Annotated in this window: 20 protein-coding genes; 9 read left to right on the top strand and 11 right to left on the bottom strand. The window is 73.2% G+C overall.

Translation table 11 applies throughout. The annotated features are described in order from the left end of the window. Positions 1-29: 29 nt before the first annotated feature. A complete protein-coding gene (locus ACFY3L_RS05025) occupies positions 30-593 on the top strand; it encodes a hypothetical protein (RefSeq protein ID WP_389318813.1) in 564 nt (187 codons plus the stop codon). A 209-nt stretch (positions 594-802) separates the two neighbouring features. Here ACFY3L_RS05025 and ACFY3L_RS05020 read toward each other — a convergent pair whose 3' ends face one another. Beyond that, entirely contained in the window at positions 803-1,723 is a 921-nt protein-coding gene (locus tag ACFY3L_RS05020) for an aldo/keto reductase (protein WP_389319163.1), read from the bottom strand. A gap of 170 nt (positions 1,724-1,893) precedes the next feature. On the opposite strand from ACFY3L_RS05020, the gene ACFY3L_RS05015 reads away from it, so the two are divergent. From ACFY3L_RS05015 to ACFY3L_RS05000, 4 genes are all read left to right on the top strand, one after another. Then, complete coding sequence (locus ACFY3L_RS05015; protein WP_389318811.1) at positions 1,894-2,316, top strand: ATP-binding protein; 423 nt, start codon at positions 1,894-1,896, stop codon at positions 2,314-2,316. 19 nt (positions 2,317-2,335) lie between these two features. Beyond that, positions 2,336-3,262, top strand: a complete 927-nt coding sequence (locus ACFY3L_RS05010) for a GIY-YIG nuclease family protein (RefSeq protein ID WP_389318809.1) — start codon at positions 2,336-2,338, stop codon at positions 3,260-3,262. Then, on the top strand, positions 3,259-3,708 hold the full coding sequence (locus ACFY3L_RS05005) for a hypothetical protein (RefSeq protein WP_389318807.1): 450 nt from the start codon (positions 3,259-3,261) through the stop codon (positions 3,706-3,708). The genes ACFY3L_RS05010 and ACFY3L_RS05005 overlap by 4 nt, the downstream gene beginning before the upstream one ends. 158 nt (positions 3,709-3,866) lie before the next feature. Further along, on the top strand, positions 3,867-4,721 hold the full coding sequence (locus ACFY3L_RS05000) for a formate/nitrite transporter family protein (RefSeq protein ID WP_389318805.1): 855 nt from the start codon (positions 3,867-3,869) through the stop codon (positions 4,719-4,721). Here ACFY3L_RS05000 and ACFY3L_RS04995 read toward each other — a convergent pair whose 3' ends face one another. Then, on the bottom strand, positions 4,722-6,191 hold the full coding sequence (locus ACFY3L_RS04995; protein WP_389318803.1) for a hypothetical protein: 1,470 nt from the start codon (positions 6,189-6,191) through the stop codon (positions 4,722-4,724). An 81-nt stretch (positions 6,192-6,272) separates the two neighbouring features. On the opposite strand from ACFY3L_RS04995, the gene ACFY3L_RS04990 reads away from it, so the two are divergent. Next, on the top strand, positions 6,273-6,560 hold the full coding sequence (locus ACFY3L_RS04990) for a helix-turn-helix domain-containing protein (protein WP_389318801.1): 288 nt from the start codon (positions 6,273-6,275) through the stop codon (positions 6,558-6,560). Between the two features lie 105 nt (positions 6,561-6,665). Here the strand turns inward: ACFY3L_RS04990 and ACFY3L_RS04985 are convergent, their stop codons facing one another. From ACFY3L_RS04985 to ACFY3L_RS04975, 3 genes are all read right to left on the bottom strand, one after another. Beyond that, entirely contained in the window at positions 6,666-8,126 is a 1,461-nt protein-coding gene (locus ACFY3L_RS04985; protein ID WP_389318799.1) for a glycosyl hydrolase family 18 protein, read from the bottom strand. A gap of 109 nt (positions 8,127-8,235) precedes the next feature. Next, the gene (locus ACFY3L_RS04980; protein ID WP_389318798.1) at positions 8,236-9,177 is read right to left on the bottom strand and encodes a hypothetical protein; all 942 of its coding nucleotides are present in this window, start codon (positions 9,175-9,177) and stop codon (positions 8,236-8,238) included. Between the two features lie 53 nt (positions 9,178-9,230). Beyond that, complete coding sequence (locus ACFY3L_RS04975) at positions 9,231-10,709, bottom strand: hypothetical protein (RefSeq protein ID WP_389318796.1); 1,479 nt, start codon at positions 10,707-10,709, stop codon at positions 9,231-9,233. A gap of 103 nt (positions 10,710-10,812) precedes the next feature. Here ACFY3L_RS04975 and ACFY3L_RS04970 point away from each other — a divergent pair, with 103 nt between their 5' ends. Beyond that, complete coding sequence (locus ACFY3L_RS04970) at positions 10,813-11,841, top strand: Gfo/Idh/MocA family protein (RefSeq protein ID WP_389318794.1); 1,029 nt, start codon at positions 10,813-10,815, stop codon at positions 11,839-11,841. A 115-nt stretch (positions 11,842-11,956) separates the two neighbouring features. Then, positions 11,957-14,080 (top strand): MMPL family transporter, encoded by a 2,124-nt coding sequence (locus tag ACFY3L_RS04965; protein WP_389318792.1) that lies wholly within the window; start codon positions 11,957-11,959, stop codon positions 14,078-14,080. A 1-nt stretch (position 14,081) separates the two neighbouring features. Here the strand turns inward: ACFY3L_RS04965 and ACFY3L_RS04960 are convergent, their stop codons facing one another. The 6 genes from ACFY3L_RS04960 to ACFY3L_RS04935 all read right to left on the bottom strand — a co-directional run bounded on the left by ACFY3L_RS04960 (position 14,082) and on the right by ACFY3L_RS04935 (position 19,662). Next, a complete protein-coding gene (locus tag ACFY3L_RS04960; protein WP_389318790.1) occupies positions 14,082-14,756 on the bottom strand; it encodes a 2OG-Fe(II) oxygenase in 675 nt (224 codons plus the stop codon). Next, the gene (locus tag ACFY3L_RS04955; RefSeq protein ID WP_389318788.1) at positions 14,753-15,625 is read right to left on the bottom strand and encodes a hypothetical protein; all 873 of its coding nucleotides are present in this window, start codon (positions 15,623-15,625) and stop codon (positions 14,753-14,755) included. The genes ACFY3L_RS04960 and ACFY3L_RS04955 overlap by 4 nt, the downstream gene beginning before the upstream one ends. 24 nt (positions 15,626-15,649) lie before the next feature. After that, the gene (locus ACFY3L_RS04950; protein ID WP_389318786.1) at positions 15,650-16,642 is read right to left on the bottom strand and encodes a serine hydrolase domain-containing protein; all 993 of its coding nucleotides are present in this window, start codon (positions 16,640-16,642) and stop codon (positions 15,650-15,652) included. After that, a complete protein-coding gene (locus ACFY3L_RS04945) occupies positions 16,639-17,583 on the bottom strand; it encodes an SDR family NAD(P)-dependent oxidoreductase (protein ID WP_389318785.1) in 945 nt (314 codons plus the stop codon). The genes ACFY3L_RS04950 and ACFY3L_RS04945 overlap by 4 nt, the downstream gene beginning before the upstream one ends. 265 nt (positions 17,584-17,848) lie before the next feature. Then, positions 17,849-18,643 carry an alpha/beta hydrolase fold domain-containing protein gene (locus ACFY3L_RS04940; RefSeq protein ID WP_389318783.1) on the bottom strand — a complete coding sequence of 265 codons (795 nt, stop codon included), beginning with the start codon at positions 18,641-18,643 and terminating at the stop codon, positions 17,849-17,851. After that, the gene (locus tag ACFY3L_RS04935) at positions 18,640-19,662 is read right to left on the bottom strand and encodes a helix-turn-helix transcriptional regulator (RefSeq protein ID WP_389318781.1); all 1,023 of its coding nucleotides are present in this window, start codon (positions 19,660-19,662) and stop codon (positions 18,640-18,642) included. The genes ACFY3L_RS04940 and ACFY3L_RS04935 overlap by 4 nt, the downstream gene beginning before the upstream one ends. A gap of 91 nt (positions 19,663-19,753) precedes the next feature. Between ACFY3L_RS04935 and ACFY3L_RS04930 the strand changes: the two genes are divergently transcribed. Then, positions 19,754-20,152, top strand: a complete 399-nt coding sequence (locus ACFY3L_RS04930; protein WP_389318779.1) for a VOC family protein — start codon at positions 19,754-19,756, stop codon at positions 20,150-20,152.

The raw sequence follows: 20,152 nt of genomic DNA, 5'->3' as shown, positions 1-20,152 counted from the left end.
CGGGTACCCACACCTCTCAGGAGCACGCCATGACCGCTCGCTCTGCTACACCCGTCGACCGGGTGCTGACCGCGTCACTGTTCGTCGCCCCGGTGATCTACCTGATCGCCGACTTCCTGTACGCGGCCCGCGGCTGGGACGACCCCCTCGCCGCCGTCTTCCACGTGCTCGGCGCCACCGCGTACATCGTCCTCATGCTGCGGCTCGTCGCCCTCGGCCGCGGCGTCCTGGCCGCCGTCCTGCTCGTCGTCGGCGTCCTCGGCGCCGCCGGCAACGTCGCCTACGGCTTCAACACCATCCACGTCTCCCTCGGCGACACCGACCTCGTCGACGCGTCCGGCGCCGCCACCCTGATCAAGCCGCTCGGCCTGTTCTTCCCGCTGACCCTGCTGCTCGGCGCCGCCGTCCTGCACCGCACCCAGCCACTGTGGACGGTCGTCCTGCTCGCCGCCGCGTCCCTCGCCTGGCCGGTCGCGCACATCGCCAACATCGGCTGGCTCGCGGTCGTCGTCAACGCCGCCCTCGTCACCGCCTTCGCGACCGTCGCGGCCCGCACCCCCGCCACCACGACCTCTGACCTCGGCGAGGACTGAAGCACCGCTGCCGCGCCGGCAACGTTGCGGCCCGACCGTTGCTCCGGCGTCACGTCAGAGGCGTGGCTCTGCGCAGCACGCCTGGCAACATCGCCAGGCTGTGGCCGGCACCCACCATCGGCTCTAATCCGCCGACCGCGCCTGGCGGGAGGCCTGGGTGGCCCAGGTCGGTGGCGGCAAGGGATCCGACCCCTGGGCCACCGGTGGGTCTACATGCGGACGGGCTGTGGCTGGTAGGGCTCCTCGAGGCGCTGGAGCTGCTGCGGCGTGAGTCGTACATCGGCCGCTGCGACCGCGTCGAGGACGTGCTGCTGCTTGGTGGCGCCGACGATGGGGGCGGTCACGCCGGGGCGGCTCAGCAGCCAGGCCAGGCCGACCTGCGCGGGCGGGAGGCCGGACTCGGCGGCGACCTCGGCGACCCGCCGCAGGATGCGGTCGTCGCCGCGGCCGTAGAGGGCCTGCTGGCGGCCGGCGTCGTCACCGGACGCTCGGGCCGTGGCCGCCTGGGCCGACCCGGCCCGCGCGATCAGGCCGCGGGCGAGCGGGCTCCACGGGATGACGCCGACGCCCTGGTCGCGGCAGAGCGGGAGCATCTCGCGCTCCTCCTCGCGGTAGAGCAGGTTGTAGTGGTTCTGCATCGAGCAGAACCGGGTCCAGCCGTGCGCGTCGGCGGTGTGCTGGGCCTTGGCGAACTGCCACGCGGCCATGCTGGACGCGCCGATGTAGCGGGCCTTCCCGGCGCGCACCACCTCGTGCAGCGCCTCCATCGTCTCCTCGATCGGCGTCTCGTCGTCCCAGCGGTGGATCTGGTACAGGTCGACGTGGTCCGTGCCGAGCCGGCGCAGCGATCCGTCGATCGCGGCGTGGATGTGCTTGCGTGACAGGCCGCGGTCGTTGGGACCCTTGCCCATCGGGAAGTAGACCTTGGTGGCGAGCACGTAGTCGTCCCGCCTGGGGAAGATCTTCGCGAGCAGCCGCCCCGTGACCTCCTCGCTGGTGCCCGCGGAGTACATGTCGGCGGTGTCGAAGAAGGTGATGCCGGCGTCGGCGGCCCGCCGCACGAGCGGCTCGGCGCCGGCGTCGGTGAGCACCCAGCCGCTGCCTCTGGCCGGGTCGCCGTAGCTCATCATGCCCAGGCAGATCCGCGAGACCCGCAACCCGGTCCCGCCCAGCCGCACGTATTGCACCGCTCCGCCCCCGACCCCGCCGACAAATCCGAGCGTCGTGATCGTAGGCCGGTTACGCGGGGGCGTTCGTGGGGTACCCCGTGCGGCATCCGGACGAGGCTGGGAGCGAGTACATGACCGACGCGGTACATCTGCAGATGTCGCTGGATCTGCCGCGGGAGTCGGCACGGGTGGGGCAGACCCGCCGCATGCTGGACGGGGCCCTGGCCGGGGCGGGCGTCGAGGAGGAGTGCCGCGACGACATCCGGCTGGCGCTGACCGAGGCGTGCACCAACGTCATCGAGCACGCCGGCCTCGCCACGACGTACCACGTCGACGTGACCGTCCACGGCGACCGCTGCGTGATCGAGGTGACGGACGACGGGGGCGGCTTCGACCCGTCCACCGTCGGGCCCGGCGATGTGTGGGCCGACTCGGGGCGAGGGCTGCAGATGGTCGCGGCCGTGGTGGACGGGCTCGACGTGGTGTCGGTCGACGGGACCGGGACGCTGCTGCGCTTCACCAAACAGCTCACCTGGCGGCAACAGCCCAGCTGAGCGCCGTAGGATGCCGGGCGTGACGACGGCGGCGCGGGCGGCGGTGGCGAGCCTGCCGAAGACATCCGGTGTGTACCGGTTCCGCGACGAGAACGGCAAGGTGCTGTACATCGGGCGCGCCACCGACCTGCGGCAGCGGGTCGGCTCGTACTGGTCGGACCTGCGCGGCAGGCGGCACCTCAAGCGGATGGTGGCGCAGATCGTGCAGGTCGAGGCGGTCGTGTGCGACTCGGTGCACGAGGCCGCGTGGCTGGAGCGCAACCTGCTGGAGCGGTCGAAGCCGCGCTGGAACCGGATCCGTGGCGGCCTGGAGGTGCCGATCTACCTTCGCCTCGACCGCCGAGGCGGCGTGCCGCGGCTCGTCGTCGATCACGGGCCGTTCGAGCCCGGTGCGCAGGACGTGTTCGGCCCGTACCTGGGCGGGACGAAGGCGCGGCTGGCGCTGAACGGGCTGGGCCGGGTGCTGCCGCTCGGGTACACCGGCGACCGGCTCACCGGCTCGGAGCGGGACATGGCCCGGATCCGCGGCGTCGACGCCGCCGACCGCGACGCCCTCGTCGCCGCCACCGCCGGGGTGCTGCGGCGGGAGCGGGCCGCGATCGACGCGGTGCGGGAGCTGCTCACGCGGCAGCGGGACCGGGCGTCGGAGGGCCTCGCGTTCGAGGTGGCGCAGCGCGTACAGGAGGAGATCGAGGCCATCGACTGGCTCGTCGCCGAGCAGAAGGTGACGGTCGACGGCGCCGCCGACTGCGAGGTGTACGGCTGGGCCGACGACCTCCTGGTCCGCTTCCACGTCAAGGGCGGCCGGCTGTGCACCTGGACGCAGCGCGCCTGCCGGAAGGCCAACGCGCAGCGGTTCCTGGACCGGACGCCGGACGCCTGGGCGCCGTTCGCGGCCCGCAGCGCCGAGCTGGCCAGCCGGCTCGCCGGCGCCCACGTCCTGTGACGGGTGGGCACCGCTTCCAGGACCCGCTGGCCGACCTGTACGAGCTGGCGGCCGGCGACATCCTGGTGGTGTGCCCCCGGTGCGGGCGGCGCGCCGTGGACGTCCCGCGACCCGGCGGCGGCCGGCGGCTCGCGTGTGCCGCCTGCGGGTACGTCGTCGAGGCGCAGGCGGGGGCGAGCTCCGTCTGGGGCGGCCCGGTCGACCCGTACTTCCGCGAGCCGCTGTGGCTGCGCGCCGAATGCTGCGGCGGGCACGTCCTGTGGGCGTTCAACCGGCGGCACCTGGACCTCCTGGACGGCTACGTCGGTGCCAGGCTGCGGGAGCGTGGCGACGGGCCCGGCGGCATGACCCTGGTCGCGCGGCTGCCGGCCTGGATGAAGGCGGCGAAGCACCGCGCGGAGATCCTGCGCGCCGTCGACCGGCTGCGCCGGACGCTGGAGGACTGACGTCGCACTGGGTGTGCGCTGTCAGTGAGCGCGACGTGACCCGGGGCTCTCGATCGCGCACCATGTTGGTGACAGGCGCTCCGCAGACTCGATCCGCACCGGAAACGTCCGGGCAATCATGTCTGCGGCGCCCCCACCCGCCCCGGAGGAGCAACGCTGTGTCGTATGTGACCCCACCTGAACTCGCCAGGAAGATGATCGACGCCGGTGAGGCGAAGGTCTTCATGTCCACCCGGGACACATTGATCCGGGCGTACATGGCGGGTGCGATCCTCTGCCTCGCCGCCGCGTTCGCGGTCACGGTCACCGTGCAGACCGGCCAGCCTCTCCTCGGCGCCCTGCTCTTCCCGGTCGGGTTCTGCCTGCTGTACCTGCTGGGCTTCGACCTGCTCACCGGGGTGTTCACGCTGGTGCCTCTCGCGCTGATCGACAAGCGTCCCGGGGTGCGGTTACGCGGCGTGCTGCGCAACTGGAGCCTGGTCTTCATCGGCAACTTCGCCGGCGCGCTGACCGTCGCCGTGATGATGGCGGTGATCTTCACCTTCGCGTTCACGGTCGAGCCGAACGCCGTCGGCCAGGCGCTCGGCAAGATCGGTGAGAGCCGGACGGTCGGTTACGCCGACCACGGTGCCGCGGGCATGCTGACCCTCTTCATCCGCGGCGTCCTGTGCAACTGGATGGTCTCGACCGGCGTCGTCGCCGCGATGATCTCCAGCAGCGTGTCCGGCAAGGTCATCGGCATGTGGATGCCGATCCTGGTCTTCTTCTACATGGGCTTCGAGCACTCCATCGTCAACATGTTCCTCTTCCCGTCCGGGCTGATGCTCGGCGGCGACTTCTCGATCGCGGACTACTTCATCTGGAACGAGATCCCGACCGTCATCGGCAACCTCGTCGGCGGCATCACGTTCGTCGGCCTCACCGTCTACTCGACGCACGCCCGGACCGGCGCCTCCCGCCGCGCGCCCGCCACCGAGCAGGCGGTCGAGGAGGCGCCGGTCCTCGTCAAGTAGTCAGAAGTACCCGCCGATCGAGTGGCCGCCACCACCGATGCTGCTCGGCCAGGTGGTGGCGTGCACACCCGACCGGTAGCGCTGCGGTGGCGGCTCGTACGGCGGCCACGGGTCGTCGCGCCCGGAGCGTTCGGCGACGGTCCGGAAGTGCTCGTGCTCGTACCGGTGGCGCCGCTCGGCCAGGGCGGCGCGCAGCTTCGTGCCGTCGGGGTCCTCCTGGTCGTACCGGTCGAACTGCTCGGTGAGGAACAGCAACGGCAGCAGGGCCAGCTCGTCGTCGTCGGGCAGGTAGCCCGCGTCGACGACGGCCGCGACCGCCTCCGGCTCCAGCCGCACCGCGCGGTCCAGGAGCGCGCCGCGCATCCACCGGCGGCGAAGGTCCTGCATCGCGTCGCCGGTCCCGGCGCCGAGGCCGCGCAGGGACCGGCGGACGGCCGCGGCGACGTCCTCGGGCGGGTCGGTGTCCAGGAGCTCCAGCACCCGGCCGACGACGACGTCCTCCTTGACCGCCGGTGTGTCGAGGGCGCACGCCAGCTGCAGGACCCGCCCGTCGGGGTCGTGCTCGCGGTAGGCGTCGAACTGGCGGGTGAGCAGCAGCAGGCCGGACGTCCAGGCGTGCCGGTAGCCGGCGTCGCGGGCCGCGGCGACCGCCGCAGGGTTGCCGAGGACCGCCTGCTCGCACACCATCGCGACGGCTTCCGGCGACGTGAACCCGCGCAGCGCGCGGCGGCACAGGTCGAGGGCGTCCTCGGGCAGGTCGGTGCCGGCGTACTCGACGAGGCGAGCGGCGAGCGCCCCCTGGTCGAACGCCGGCAGCAGGTCCGGCCGCTGCTTCAGCACCGCGATCAGGGCCAGGTCGACGTCGCCGGGGTCGGTGGGCGGGCGGGGCAGCTCGGGGTTGGCGAGGACGATGCGTAGCAGCGCCCCCTTCTCGCCGAGCCACATGTCCTGCCGCGCGTCCCGTCCGGCCGGCGCGGTGCCGACGAACCGGGGGCCCGGCCGCGCGTACGGCCGGACCGCGACCTCCAGCGCGTCCAGCAGTCCGGGCTGGTCGGTGCCCGCCAGCAGGTCGGCCAGCCGTTGCCGCAGCCGCTCGTCAGGGAACCCGAGGGCGGCCTCGACGATGTGCTGGACATACGGGTCGCCCATGTACGCGCCGCTCGGCGGGTCCTCGGCGGTCTGCGGCAGGCACGCGGTCAGCCGGACCTGCGGCCGGTAGCCCGCCGTGGGGTCCGGCTCCAGCAGGAACTCCAGCACCGGGGCGACCCGCGCCGGCCGCTCGTGGTTGCCGAACCGGAACGACGCCGCGCTGAGCAGGAACCAGGCCCCGCGCCACACCTTCTCCCGCTCGTCCCCGCCGGCCGCCCACCACCGCTCGACCCGCTCCCGGGCCCGGCGGTCGCCCTCGTACACCGCGGCGGCCAATGCGTGCTGAACCCGGTCCTGCCTGAGCGATCGACGGAACACCATGGTCCCATCATGCGCTCTCCGTCACCGCCGTGCCCCGCGGTCGCGCTTTACCGGGGCGGCATTCATCGGCATGCTTGGATGATGGACGACGGCGTCAGGTTGGGGGCACTGCGCAGGCGGCTGGCCGAGGAGCTGATGGAAGCGCATCGGGAGGCCGGGGAACCTTCGTACAGTGTGATCGCGGGACAGGTCGGGATCTCGAAGTCGACCGTGTTCCGGGTGTTGAACGGGATCGGTGAGCGGTCGCCGAAGTGGCACCACGTCGACGACATGCTCGAGGTGTTCGGGCGCAGCGACCGGGAGGTCGAGCGGCTGCGGGCGCTGTGGGTCGAGATCCGCGCGCTGGAGAAGCCCGCCGGCCCGGAGTAGCCCGCCGCCCCGGTGCGGCCCGCCGGAACGGCCGCGCCGCCGCAGCCCGGGACCGGCTGCGGCGGCGCGACGTCTCACCGGGTCAGGTGAGACCGTTCATCGGTGTCAGGCGAGACCGTTCTTGATGGCGGTGATGAGCTCGCCGTTGCTGGTGTCGCCGGAGAACTCCCAGAAGAAGGCTCCGCCGAGGCCCTGCTGCTTGGCGTAGGTCATCTTCCCCGCGATGGTGGCCGGGGTGTCGTAGCCCCACCAGTTGCTGCCGCACTTGGCGTAGGCCGTGCCGCCCACGGTGCCGGTGGCCGGGCAGGAGTTCTTCAGGACCTTGTAGTCCTCGATGCCCTGCTCGTACGTGCCGGGCGCCGGGCCGGTCGCGGTGCCGCCGGGGCCGGCCTGGGTGACGCCGGTCCAGCCGCGGCCGTAGAAGCCGATGCCGAGCAGCATCTTGCTGGCCGGAACGCCCTTGGACTTGAGCTTCTGGATCGCCGCGTCGGACCAGAAGCCCTGCGTCGGGATGCCCGAGTAGGAGTTCAGCGGCGAGTGCGGTGCCGTCGGTCCCTGCGGGCTGAAGGCGCCGTAGTAGTCGTAGGTCATCGGGAAGACCAGGTTCAGCTTGGAGATGCCGGAGGCGTAGTCGGCCGCGTCGAGCTTGCCGCCGTTGGAGCCGTCCGCCGAGATCGCCGAGGTGATCAGGAAGCTCTGCCCGAACTTGTTGCGCAGCGCCGTGATGACGTTGTTGTAGCTGGCCGGGCCGCTGGCGTCGCAGCTCAGGCCACAGGCGTTCGGGTACTCCCAGTCGATGTCGATGCCGTCGAAGACGTCGGCCCAGCGGGAGTCCTTGACCAGGTTGTAGCAGGAGTTCGCGAAGCCGGTCGGGTTCGCCGCCGCCTGCGTGAAGCCGCCGGACCAGGTCCAGCCGCCGAACGACCAGATCACCTTGATGTTCGGGTACAGCCGCTTGAGCTTGCGCAGCTGGTTGAAGTTGCCGCGCAGCGCGCCGGTGTCCCAGGTGTCGGCGACGCCGTCGACCGAGTCGGCCGCCGTGTACGCCTTGTCGTAGTCGGCGTAGGAGTCACCGATGGAGCACTGCCCGCCGCTGGTGTTGCCGAAGGCGTACAGGATGTGGGTCAGCTTCGACGCTGAGCCACTGGTGACGATGTTCTTCACGTGGTAGTTGCGGGCGTAGACGCCCCACTCGGCGAAGTAGCCGACGACGTTCTTGCCGCCGGGCGGCGGCGGGGGCTGCGAGGTGGGCGGCTGCGACGTCGGCGGCTTCGAGGTCGGCGGCGCGGTGGTGGGATCGGTCCCGCCACCGCAGACCCCGTTGTCGGCCCACACGCCCCACTGGCCGCTGGCGGTCGGCACCTCGTTGGTGGTCCACCACTTGGCGGTGTAGTTGTGGCTCTGGTACGAGACGACGTTGTCCTTGACGTAGACGGCCGAGGCGCTCCATGCGGGGGCGCATGCGGCGGCGGCGTTTGCCTGAACCAGTGGCACGACAGCGGTCGCTCCGGCCACGGCGGCGACGACGGCCCCGACCAGGAGGACCTGGCGAAGGGATCGTTTCACGTTCACCTCACCAACAGTTAGGAAACTTTGTTAAAAGCGTGTTAGGACGGTAGACACATCAACGATGGTCAGTCAAGACGGGGGTCGATATCGGCACGTGCGTCCCGGTTCAGGGCAGGCTGAGCACGATCCGGTCGACCGACGGGGCGTGGCCGTCCGGGTTGCCGACCGAGATCGTGTTGCCGCCCTTGCGCAATTGGACCTTGAGCGTCGACGCGGTGCAGCACGTCGATCCGCCGGTGAGCGTGACCCGCTGCGGGTCGCTGCCGGCGACCGTGACGACGGCCGTCCGGGTGCGTTCGTTGTCGATGTTCACGTGGAAGAGCTTCAGCGTGTACGTGCCGGCGACCGGGACGTCGACGGTGGCGAAGCGGAGCACGCCGTCGCCGTCGCGGCTGCCCCAGTCGCCGAGGTTGCGCACGATCGAGCCGCCGGAGGCGCCGGGGTAGCGGTCCACCCACGCCGAGCCGCCGAGGGTGTTGCCGGGCGCCTCGGCCTCGTACGTGACCGGCCCGAACTTCGGCGGCTCCGCCGTCGTCCGTACGGCGGTCGCCGACGGCGGCGCCGGCCGCGGCGCCGAGGTGGTGGCCGCCGGCGTGGGGGACATCGACGGCGCGTCGGTGGGCGGCGGGGCCGGCGGCCGCGAGGGCGCGGTGCCGGCCGGGGTGGCGGTCCGGCGGCCGGGGTCCGCGTCGCCGAACAGCACCGACACCAGCAGGATGACCAGCAGCGACACGGCCGCGGCGACGCCGGCCACGATCAGCCGCGACCGCCAGGACACCCACAGCCCGCGGAGCTCCGACGGCTCCTCGGCGACGTGCCAGCCGTCGCGGCCGGGTGCCGCGGCCCAGTCCGCGGCGCCGCCCGGCGTCTCATCTGCAGGGACGCGGTCGTCCTGGATCGTGGGAACAGGAGCGGCGGTGTCAGCCGGGTCGGGAGCGTCGTCCGGGTCGGGGCGGAAGGCGCCGGCGGGACGGTCCGGATCGGCGCCGAGCCCGGCGAGCCACGGTGGCACGCGCAGCGGTTCGGCGTCTCCGTCGCCAGCCGTCATGGACCACGAAGATAGTCACCCCGGTGCCCCTTGGCCAGACGGGAAGCGTGCCTTCAGACCTGCAGCAGGGCCGCCGCCTCGGGGCCGCGGGCCAGGTCGGCGGGGCGCTCACCGCGGTCGTTCACCGCCCGCCGGTCGGCGCCGGCCCGCAGCAACGCCTCGATCAGGTCGACGGCGGCGGCGGACGACGACCTCGCCGCGGCGTGCAGCGGCGTGTCGCCGGCGAGCGTCCGCGCGTTCACGTCCAGGCCGAGCGTGAGCAGGTGGAGCAGCATCCGCGGGTGGTCGAGCCTGAGCAGGACGTGCAGGAGCGTGGCACCACCCCGGCCCGCGGCCGGCGGGAAGCCCGCACCGAGCAGCCACAGGACGCCGTCGGTGTCGCCGTACTCCACCCGCTGCCAGAGCTCGTCGTGCAGGTCCTGCACCGGCGGCGGCAGCCCGTCGGCCGGCGGGCGACCGGTCCGCCAGCACAGCAGCACACCGGCGCAGCCCTCGGCCGGCGGCCCGCCGAGCGCGGCGAGGGCGGCCTCGCGCGCGAGGTCCCGCTCGTCGTGGTCCAGCGGGTGCCACTGCCCGTCGCGGGCGGCCAGCCGGTGGTCCTGCCCGCCGCACGGCACCGTCACGACGGTGGGCACCGGCGGCCCGTACCGCGGCGGCGACGGCGGACGGCCGGGCAGGAGGGCGTCGTGGACGAGCGGGTGCAGGGCGCCGGGATCGATGAGGCCGTGCCGGAGGAGCTCGGCGTCGAGCGGCACCTGCCAGTCCGAGACCTGCAGCGGTGGCGCGTCTCGGGGTGCGGGCCCGGCGACGATCGTGGGGCGCTGCCTGAGGTCCAGCCAGCCGTCGCCCAGGTCGACCATCCCGGCGCGGCTGCGGACCCGGTCCAGCAGGGCCCGGGCGGCGGGCACCAGCCGCGACCAGTCCAGTGGGTGGCTCGCCAGGCCGAGGTCCGACGACGCCGGCTCGGCCAGCCCGGTGGCGTCGATCCCGGCGGCCGCGGCGGCCTCCCGCTGCCGGCCGGTGCTGTGCGGGCAGACCGCGTCGGTGCTGACCGGCTCCGGCCCGCACAGCGCGCGCAGCCCGGGCGCCCGCCGGACGTCCCACAGGTGCCGGTCGACCAGTGCGGCGGCGGGGGAGACGTCACCGAAGCGTAGGTGGAACTGCGCCCGGCCGCCGCTGCGGAGCCTCTGGGCCAGCAGGATGCCGAGCCCGCCGGCGAGCCGGGTCATCGGGACGGGTCGTCTGGTGGCCGGCCAGGGGAGGTGCCCGGGAAGCGGCTCGTGCCAGCGCAGCAGGTCGGGTGCCAGGTGCCGCAGGTCGTCCTCGACCGTGGCGGCGACCGCGAGGCCGTGCTCCCGTGCGACGGCGCGCAGGTCGATGTCAGGCGTCACGTGCGCGGCGGTGCAGGCCCGGCGCCAGTCCCCGGCTTGCCGGTGCCCGGTCGCCGCGTCGATCATGGCGGGCGGCACACCGTACCGGCGATGCCGCAGCCACGCGCGCACGGTCTCCGCGCTGGGCGGCATGGCGGGCATCGACGCTCCTCCGGTCGGCGGACGGCCGCCAACGCTATCGCGCCGAGCCGTGATCAACGTCGTGTAGTTTCGGGTTGACCGCCGCACCGACGTAAGGACGACCGTGAGCACTGCACTGCCCACCGCACGCACCGCGGACCCTTCGGACGCACCCCCGATCAAGTGGGGCGTCATCGCGCCCGGATGGATCGCCGACCAGTTCGCGGGCGCCGTCCACCGGCACTCGAGGTCGCGGGTGGTCGCCGCCGGCTCCAGCTCACTGCAGCGCGCCGAGGAGTTCATGGCGCGGCACGGCGGCGGCCGCGCCTACGGCTCCTACGACGCGCTCGTCGCCGACGCCGACATCGACGCCGTCTACGTCGCGTCGCCGCACAGCCACCACCACGAGCAGACCCGCCTGGCGCTGCTCGCGGGCAAGCCGGTCCTGGTCGAGAAGGCGTTCACGCAGAACGCCGCCCAGGCGGCGGAGCTCGTCGAGCTGGCCCGTAGCAGCAACCTGCTGCTCATGGAGGCGATGTGGAGCCGCTTCCTGCCGCACTACGACGTCGTCCGGCAGCTGATCGCCGACGGCGCGCTCGGCGAGGTGCAGACGGTGATCGGCGACCACGGCCAGCACTTCGAGATCGGGCCCACGCACCGGCTGCTCAACCCGGCCCTGGCCGGCGGCGCCCTGCTCGACCTCGGCATCTACCCGGTCTCGTTCACCTCGTTCGTCCTCGGCGCTCCCGAGGAGATCCAGGCGACCGGCACCATGACGACGACCGGCGTCGACGCCCAGGTCTCCGCGGTGCTGCGGACCGGCAGCGCGCACGGGATCGTCTCCACCACCCAGACGGCCGCCTCGCCGACCACGGCGAGCATCTCGGGCACCGCCGCCCGGATCGAACTCGCCGGGCCGTTCTACCAGCCGCAGACCGTGCGCCTCACCGACCTCACCGGCGACACCCGCGAGTCCGCCCCACCCTCGATCACCGGCCACGAGGGCCTGGTCTACCAGGCGGCCCACTTCGCCGACCTGCTGACGGCGGGCGCCACCGAGTCGCCGCTGCTGCCCCTCGACGAGACCCTGACGATCATGCGGACCCTCGACGAGATCCGCCGCCAGATCGGCCTGGTCTACCCCAACGAATAGACGCGACCGCCCGCGGCCCTCGTCCAGGCGAAGGCCGCGGATGCCGTGCGCCGGTCCCCGACCCCGCCCGAGCAACCTTCCGCGCGGTCTGGCAGGTTTCTGCACCATGGGTTTCATGGCGGGGCTGGGCGGCTGGTGTTTCCGGCGGCGGTGGTGGGTGCTCGGGGTGTGGCTGGTCGCGGTCGTCGGGGGCGTGCTCGCCGCGGGGCCGTTGCTGGACGCGCTCTCCGAGACCAACAGCGTGCGCAAGAAGGTCGAGTCGATCGAGGCGTACGACCTGATCGGCACCGCCGAGGACTCCTCCGGGCAGGTCGTCGGCCTGGTGGACGCCGTCGACCCGAAGGCGGCGGACGTCCGGGCCGCCGTCGACGCGGCCGCCGGGCGGCTGCGCGGGGTCGAGCACGTGCGGAAGGTCGAGGCGACGGCGGTGTCGGCGGACGGCCGGGCGCTGCTCGTCGTGGCCACGCTGGAGAAGGTCGACAAGCCGACCCGCAACGCCGCCGTCGACAAGGTCGAGGCCGAGCTCGACCGGCTCGGCGGCGAGCTGCGCGCGGGCGCCGCCGTCCGGGTCGGCGGGTCCGCGACGATCAGCCGCGACGCCGGGCGGACCCTCGACGAGGACCGCAGCCGCGCCGAGCTGCTGTCGCTGCCGCTGACGCTGGTCGTGCTCGTCATCGTGTTCGGCGGGCTCATCGCGGCCGGGGTGCCGGTGCTCGCCGCGGTCGTGTCCGTCGCCGCTGTCTTCCCCGTCCTGTACGCGTTCACCACGGTCACCGACGTGGACTCCAACGCGCTGACCGTGGCGTCGCTGCTCGGGCTGGGCCTGTCCGTCGACTACGGACTGCTGCTCGTGGCCCGCTACCGCGAGGAGCTCGCCGCCGGGTTCCCGCCTGAGGAAGCGATCGGCCGGGCCTGGGCGACCGCCGGGCGCACCATCTTCTTCAGCGCCCTCACCGTCGCCGCCGCGCTCGCCGGCCTCCTCGCCTTCTCGGTGCGGCAGCTGACCGCGCTCGGTGCCGCCGGTGTGTCGATCGCGCTGGTCGCGATGCTGGTGTCGCTGACGTTCACGGCGGCGCTCATCGGCCTGGCCCGCAAGCGGCTCAAACCCGCCCGCCAGAAGGCCGCCACGCACGGGGACGAGGCCGGACGCGGGTTCTTCGCCGCCCTCGCCGCGCTGGTGCAGCGCCGGGCGGCAGTCGTCGCCGTGGTCACCGCGGCGCTGCTGCTCGCCGCCGGCCTGCCGCTGCTGTCGGCGACCGTGAAGCTGCCCGGCCTCGAAGGCTTCCCGCGCAGCGTCGAGTCGGTGCGGGTCGCCGACGAGCTCAAGACCCGGTTCGGCCGGTCGTTCGCCCCGACGGTCACGGTCGTCGCCCGCACGGGCGCTGCGGAGCTCGACGCGTACGCCGCCCGCTGGTCCGGCGACCCGGCCGTCGGCAAGGTCCAGCCGGCGAAGCCCGTCGGCGCCGGTCTCGCCGCCGTCGAGCTGACCCTGCGCGGCGGGGCACAGGACGACGCCGCCCAGGAGCTCGTGCGGCGGCTGCGCGCCGACCGGCCCGCCGGGGTCCAGTCCTGGGTGACCGGTGACGCCGCGGTACTGGTGGACCTCGTCGGCCTCATCATCGACGACCTGCCGCTCGCGCTGGGCATCACGCTCACCGCCATGCTCGTGCTGCTGTTCGCGATGACGGGTTCGCTGGTCGTGCCGGTGAAGGCGATCCTCGCCAACGTCGTGTCCCTCGGCGCGACCCTCGGCGTCATGGTCGCCGTGTTCGAGCACGGCCGGCTCGCCGGGGTGCTCGGCACGCTCACCGTCGGCGGGCTCGACCCGTTCGTCGTGGTCATCCTGTTCGCGTTCGCGTTCGCCCTGTCCATGGACTACGAGGTGTTCCTCCTCGGCCGGATCAAGGAGTACGTCGACGGCGGCGACGACACCGACACCGCCGTCCGCCGCGGGCTGCAGCACACCGGCCGGGTCATCACCTCCGCCGCGCTGCTCATGGTGATCGTCTTCGGCTGCTTCGCCGCGGCGCAGATGGGCAGCATCGAGCAGATCGGCGTGGGCCTCACGACCGCCGTCCTCATCGACGCGACCGTGGTGCGCTGCCTGCTCGTGCCGGCGACGATGACGCTGCTCGGGCGGTGGAACTGGTGGGCCCCGGGCCCGCTGCGCCGCCTGCACCGGCGGATCGGCCTGAGGGAGACGACGCTGCCGGAACCGGACCCGGTCATGAGCGCCTGACTCAGCGGCCGAACAGCTGCTCGTCGAGCCCGGAGGGGCGCACCGTCTCCGGGCACGACGGCGAGTAGTAGTTCATCGTGAGCACGGCGCGGACGGCGTCGTCGCGGCGCAGCGGCTCGACGTAGTGGGCGTGCCGGCGCGCGTCGAAGAAGTACAGCTGGCCCGCCGACGGGTAGATCCGCATGGCGTCCGCGTCGACGCCGGCGACGTCCCGGGCCGCGCGGTCGCGGGCGACGACGAGGCCGCCGCCGGTCTCCTCGGTGCACGACGTCAGGTACAGCAGCCCCTGCATGGGGTTGCTGTCGACGTGGCACGGGTACCGCATCGTGATCCCCTGCTGGATGTTGAGGCTCAGCGCGCGGTTGTCGCTGCTGGTCTCCTCCAGCTTCTCCTCCGCGGTCCGCTCGCCGAGCTGTTTGAACCAGCCGCTGTACAGATCAAACGTCCACGGCGCGGCCCGGCGCAGCACCTCGCCGTCGACGCTGTGCATCGGGATCTCGGCGCCGGCGACCTCCCGGGCCGTGGACATGGTCGGCCGGAAGACGCGCCGGACGGCGTGCTCGCGGGCCACGTCGAGCAGCGCCGCGGCCCAGCCATCGGGGAGCAGGTGCCCGACGTCGTACACGTGCCAGTGGAACGGCAGATCCTGCGGCGGCTGCCAGACGGTGCCGGTCATCGGTGGGTCCCTCCGTACGCCTGATGCTTGGCCATCGACTCGTGGTAGTCCTGCACCGCCTGCCACAGCCGGGGGAAGCGCATGTGCGCGACGAACCGGTCGAGCACGCCGACGGACCGCCCGGTGAGGCTGACGGGCCCGTCGCGCGGCCCGCCGTCCAGGGTCGGGTGGCCGCCGAGGCGCGCCCACACCATCCGCTGGTGCTCCTGCTGCCAGCCGAGCATCGCGTCGTCGAGCTCCAGCATCTCCAGCGCGACGGTCCGCAGGTGCGGGTGGGTCGCGTCGGCCTCCAGCAGCTCCGCCTCCGACGCCACGCCGTCGGACTCCATGGCCGCGGTGAAGCAGCGCCACAGGTGCCGGCACGCCTTGTGGAGATTGCGCATGCCGGGTGAGTCCAGGCCGCTTCCGCCATCGGGGAGACTCGCCCGGATCTGCAGGAACTCGGTCTGCGGAATGCCGGACCGGACCTGGCTGAGATGTGTCACCGTCAGCCGCTGCAACTCCGTCGCGCGGCGCACCAGGCGGTGCGCGGACCGGTAATCCCCGCCGCGCAGATCGTCGGCGGCGCGGACGATGTCGAAATGCATGTTGTACCAGAGCAGTTCCGCGGTGAGATGCAGCGTCTGGAACAGCAGGAAATCGGGGTGCGGTATTTCCGGTAGCGGGCGGAGCGCCTTTACCGCATCCGTGAACCGCACCACTTCGTCATATGCGGACGGCCCGCCAACGGCGAAGACCGGCCCGGACATTCCGTGGTCATGCTGCTCATCGTCGGTCATGTAAACGTTTCGCTCCGTTTCCACGCATGACGAAATGGCGTGTTCACGCGCATTTAACGACCACTGCAAGATGCAATTCCCGTGCGTCACGCTACCGATACTGAGCGACGCATGTCAATGAGAACGTATCGTCCCGAACGATCGCATCGCATCGGCGACCGTGGTCAGGAGTTCGGCGCACCAGGCGGCGAACGGCTCGCGCGGGGTGCGGACCGGATGGACGCGGTTGCTCAGCACCACGACGCCGTAGCCACGGCCGGGTTCGAGCCAGATCCGGTTGCCGACGAACCCCGACATGCCGTAGCCGTCCGCGCCCGCGCGTGGCCCGCCCAGGCCGCGGGTGGGCGCCAGCCACCAGCCGAGGCCGAAGCGTTCCCCGTCGCCGCCTTCCGACCAGCACTCGCGGACCGACCGGTGCAGCACCGGGGTGCTCACCCGCTCGCACAGCCAGTCCTGGCCGACCCGGGCGACCTGGCCGATCGTTCCGAACGCGCCGGCGTGCCCGGCGACGCCACCCATCGCCGCGGCGTTCTCGTCGTGGACCTCGCCGCAGATCAGCCGCCCCCGCCAGGCGCACCGTTCGGTGGCGACCGCGGGGCCGGGCAGCGGCGCGTACCGCAGCCCGTGCCGTGCCGCGGCCTCCGCCAGGGACCTGCCGGTGAGCGCCTCGACCATCGCGCCGAGCACGATGAAGCTCACGTCGCTGTACACGGCCCCGGAACCGGTGGGGCGCGTCCCGAGCGCGGCCGCCACGACATCGGTGCCTGCCTCGAAGAACGGGACGGTGGCGGGCAGCCCGGCGTCGTAGCTGAGCAGCTGCGCGACCGTCGCACCGGCGAACGGCGCGTGGCGCGCGTCCGGCCACACGGTGCCCAGCGGCTCGTCCAGCCCGATCCGCCGGCGGGCCACCAGGTCGAGGACCGCCGGGACCGTCACGAGGACCTTCGTGAGGCTCGCCAGGTCCCACCAGTCGTCCCGGGTGGCGGGCCGGCCGGTCTCCAGGTCGGCGCAGCCGTGGACGACCTCGGCGAGCTGCGCGTCCCGGGTGAACACCGCCACCGCGACGGCCGGCATCGGCGCCCGCTGTACGAGCGCGGCCAAGCTCACCGGCCGGCCCTGCCCCGCGCCAGCCCCCGGATCGCGACGGCGGCCAGGGCGGCGGCGCCGAGCGCCGAGGCCGTGCGCAGCGCCCGGCGCGGCTTCCACGGGCCGTGCAGGCTGTGCCCGGACGGCGGCAGCGGCGCCAGGACGTTGCCGGGGTGCGGCGCGACGGGCTCCCGCGACAGGCCGCCGCGGCGCATCAGCGGTCCGACCAGCGTGTCGTACAGACGCGGAAACAGCGTGAAGCCGAGCCTGACGACCGTGCCGGCGGTGCCGACGTTGACCGTCGCGCGGGGGTGCTCGGCGCAGCGCAGGATCGCGCGGGCCACCTTCTCGGGCGGGTCCACCGGTGGCGGCGGCCGCCCGATCCGCCCGGCGAAGTTGGCGGCGTTGCGGTAGACCGGGGTGTTGACCGCCCCGGGCGCGACCAGGCACACGTGGATCCCGGGCGCGTCGCGGGTCTCCAGCCGCAGCACCCGCACCAGCGCCCGCAGCCCCCACTTGCTGGCGATGTACGCGCTCATGTACGGCGCGGCGATCGTGCCCAGCAGCGACCCCCCGAACACCAGTATCCCGTGCCCCTGCGCCCGGAACCGGGGGAGGGCGGCCCGGGCGACCGCCGCGGAGCCGAGCAGGTCGGTCTCCACCACCCGGTCGAAGATCTCGGCGGGCACGTCCTCGAGCCGCCCGTACGCCATGACCGCCGCCGTGTGCACCCACACGTCGATGCCGCCGAACTCGCCGACGGCCGCGTCCGCCACCGCGTCGAGGCTCCCGGGCCGCGTCACGTCGGCGGTGACCACCCGGACCTCCGCCCCGGCCGCCCGGCACTCCGCCGCGACCTTGTCGAGGCCGGGCCGCGCCCGCGCCGCGAGCACCAGCCGGTCACCCGCGGCCGCGAACGCCAGCGCCGCCGCATGACCGATCCCGCTCGACGCTCCAGTCACGACGACCACCCGGGGCCGTCCACGTTGATCACGCACGGTTCTCCTGGTACCCGCCCGGTCCGTCCCCACGCAACGCTTCATCATCACGGTGCGTCGGTGTGGACACCGCCGGACCCGACGGCCGCCGCCGGCTCGAGGACGGGCTGCCGCGGGACGTCGTGAAGGCGCTCGCGGGGCACGGTCATCTGGACCTGCTGCGCCGGGAGGCCGCCGACGGCGACCACGAGTGCGCCGATGCGCTGGGCCGGCCGCTGCGGGCCCGCGGTCAGCGCAGGACGTCGTCGAGGAAGTCCGCGCCGGCCTCGGTGAGGGCGCCGACCTCGACGGTGGCGCCGGTGAAGACGTGCCCGGCGCCTTCGACGGGCAGGACGTCGCAGCGGACGCCCTGGGCGCGCAGCGCCTCGGCGAAACCGGTGGCCTCCGCGAACGGGACGGTCTCGTCCTCGGTGCCGTGGACGAGCAGGAACGGCGGCGCGGCCGGGTGGATGTTGTGCAGCGGGCTCGCGAGCCGGGCGAACGCCTGCCGCTCCTGCAGGGCGCCGCCGAGCAGAATCGCCGGGAACATGAACGGGTCGTCCTGGCGCGGGAACGTGGAGAGGTCGGCCGGGGCGTACCAGAGGATGACGGCCTGGATCGCGGTGTCGCCGGTGCCGGTGAGGCCCGCGACCGCCGCGAGCTGACCACCGGCCGACTCGCCGAGCAGGGCGAAGCGGGCCGGGTCCAGGCGCAGCGCGGCGGCGTGGTGGCGCAGCCAGCGGACGGCGGCCTCGATGTCGGCCTGCTGCGCCGGGTAGGTGGCCTCCAGCGCCAGCCGGTAGTCGACGTCGGCGACGGCGTAGCCGCGGGCCACCATCCGCTCGTGGAACCGCTGGTCGACCGTCCACACGCGGCTGCCGGTCATCCAGCCGCCGCCGTGGATCCAGAGCACCACGGGAAACGGGCCGTCGCCGGGCGGCACGTGCAGGTCGAGGTGCAGTGGGCGGTACCCGAGCGGCGTGGAGACCACACAGTCGGCGTGGGTGAGCGTCGGGCGCGGTGCGGGCACGGGATGGAAGGTCACCGGGCCCAGCGTAGAGGTGTCTCAGTCGCGGCAGTCGCCTCCTGCGGTGTCGTCGCGGTCGCGCAGCCCGCGACGCGGTGGGCCCAGGCGCTGATGACGTCGCGGAGCTCGGCCGGCTCGTGCACGAGGAACGGCAGTCCGAGCTCGGCCAGGACGCCGGGAAGCCAGTCGAGCCGCTGCGCCCGGAGCCGGACCAGCACCCAGTCCGCGCCGTGGCCGGCGTCCGGTTCGATGGTGGCGATGCCCCGCGGCAGCCGGGTGTGTACCTCGTCGGCCGTGCCCCGCACCGCTATGGCGACCTGGTGGCGCCAGGGGGTGCCGGCCAGGGTCGCGCGGACCACGTCGGCGGGCCGGAAGCCGTCGGGCACCGTGAACGTGCCCTGCGCCAGGCGCACCTGCGTGATCCGGTCGAGCCGGAACGTGCGCAGTTCCCCCGAGGCCGAGTCGGGGCCGGTGACGTACCAACGCCCGGAGTGCGCGACGATGCCGTAGGGGTGCACAGTGCGCTCGCTGCGCCGGCCGCCGCGGTCGAAGTAGGCGATCACCGCGGGTCGGCGCTGCCCGGCCGCCTCCGCCAGCCGCAGCATGACGGAGGTCTCCGGCGTGGTCGTCTCGCGCTCAGATGCGGTGAAGTCGGTGGTCGCGAACAGCGCGTCCAGCCGCGCGGCGAGTGCCTTGGGCAGCACCCTGCGAATCTTGGCCGCTGCGGCTTCGGCGGCCTCCCTCGACGTGGTCGCGAGGCCGGCCCGGCGGCCCGCCGCCAGGCCGAGGAGGACGGCAAGCGCTTCCTCGTCGGTCAGCATCAGCGGGGGCATCCGGAATCCGGGCGCCAGCCGGTAGCCGCCGTAGCGTCCACGTACCGACTCGACCGGCACGTCGAGATCGAGCAGGTGCTCGGCGTAGCGGCGCACGGTGCGCTCGTCGACGTCGAGGCGCCTGGCCAGCTCGAGAGCGGTGTGGGTGCCGCCGCCCTGCAGGATCTCCAGGAGGGCGAGCACCCGCGCGGTCGGTCGCGGCATGGATCAGGATTCTTCCAGATACCGGGCGGAACATGCCCGGTATTGCTCGTAGCCTCTGCTTCACGCTTCAGCGCACGACAGGGAGAACGTCATGATCTTTGCGTCGGTCCGTATCATCACCGGCGACGTCGGCCGTCTCGCGGACTTCTACGAGCAGGTCACCGGGCAGGCCGCCCGCCGGTACACGCCCGATTTCGCCGAGGTCGCCTTGCCGGGGGCGACCCTTGCGATCGGTAGCGCCGCCACGGTCAAGCTCTTCGGCGAAGGCTCGGCCGAGCCGTCCGCCAACCGCACGGCGATCATCGAGTTTCGGGTGGACGATGTGGACGCCGAGTTCGCCCGGCTGCGGGGCATGATCGGTGAGTTCGTTCAGGAGCCCACCACGATGCCGTGGGGCAACCGGTCACTGCTGTTGCGCGACCCCGACGGGACGCTGGTGAATCTGTTCACGCCGATCAGCGCCGAGGCGATCGCCCGGCAGCGGCGCTGA

Source organism: Dactylosporangium sp. NPDC000521 (genome assembly GCF_042898305.1).
Classification (GTDB): domain Bacteria; phylum Actinomycetota; class Actinomycetes; order Mycobacteriales; family Micromonosporaceae; genus Dactylosporangium.
This window is presented reverse-complemented; position numbering and strand designations above follow the sequence as displayed.

Coding starts and splice junctions, on each gene's coding strand:
- ACFY3L_RS04975 (WP_389318796.1), bottom strand. CDS start 10,709: ATGCCCGCCATGCCGCCCAGCGCGGAGACCGTGCGCGCGTGGCTGCGG.
- ACFY3L_RS04965 (WP_389318792.1), top strand. CDS start 11,957: ATGGCGGGGCTGGGCGGCTGGTGTTTCCGGCGGCGGTGGTGGGTGCTC.
- ACFY3L_RS04960 (WP_389318790.1), bottom strand. CDS start 14,756: ATGACCGGCACCGTCTGGCAGCCGCCGCAGGATCTGCCGTTCCACTGG.
- ACFY3L_RS04935 (WP_389318781.1), bottom strand. CDS start 19,662: ATGCCGCGACCGACCGCGCGGGTGCTCGCCCTCCTGGAGATCCTGCAG.
- ACFY3L_RS05025 (WP_389318813.1), top strand. CDS start 30: ATGACCGCTCGCTCTGCTACACCCGTCGACCGGGTGCTGACCGCGTCA.
- ACFY3L_RS05020 (WP_389319163.1), bottom strand. CDS start 1,723: ATGATGAGCTACGGCGACCCGGCCAGAGGCAGCGGCTGGGTGCTCACC.
- ACFY3L_RS04980 (WP_389318798.1), bottom strand. CDS start 9,177: ATGACGGCTGGCGACGGAGACGCCGAACCGCTGCGCGTGCCACCGTGG.
- ACFY3L_RS04990 (WP_389318801.1), top strand. CDS start 6,273: ATGGACGACGGCGTCAGGTTGGGGGCACTGCGCAGGCGGCTGGCCGAG.
- ACFY3L_RS04930 (WP_389318779.1), top strand. CDS start 19,754: ATGATCTTTGCGTCGGTCCGTATCATCACCGGCGACGTCGGCCGTCTC.
- ACFY3L_RS05015 (WP_389318811.1), top strand. CDS start 1,894: ATGACCGACGCGGTACATCTGCAGATGTCGCTGGATCTGCCGCGGGAG.
- ACFY3L_RS04995 (WP_389318803.1), bottom strand. CDS start 6,191: ATGGTGTTCCGTCGATCGCTCAGGCAGGACCGGGTTCAGCACGCATTG.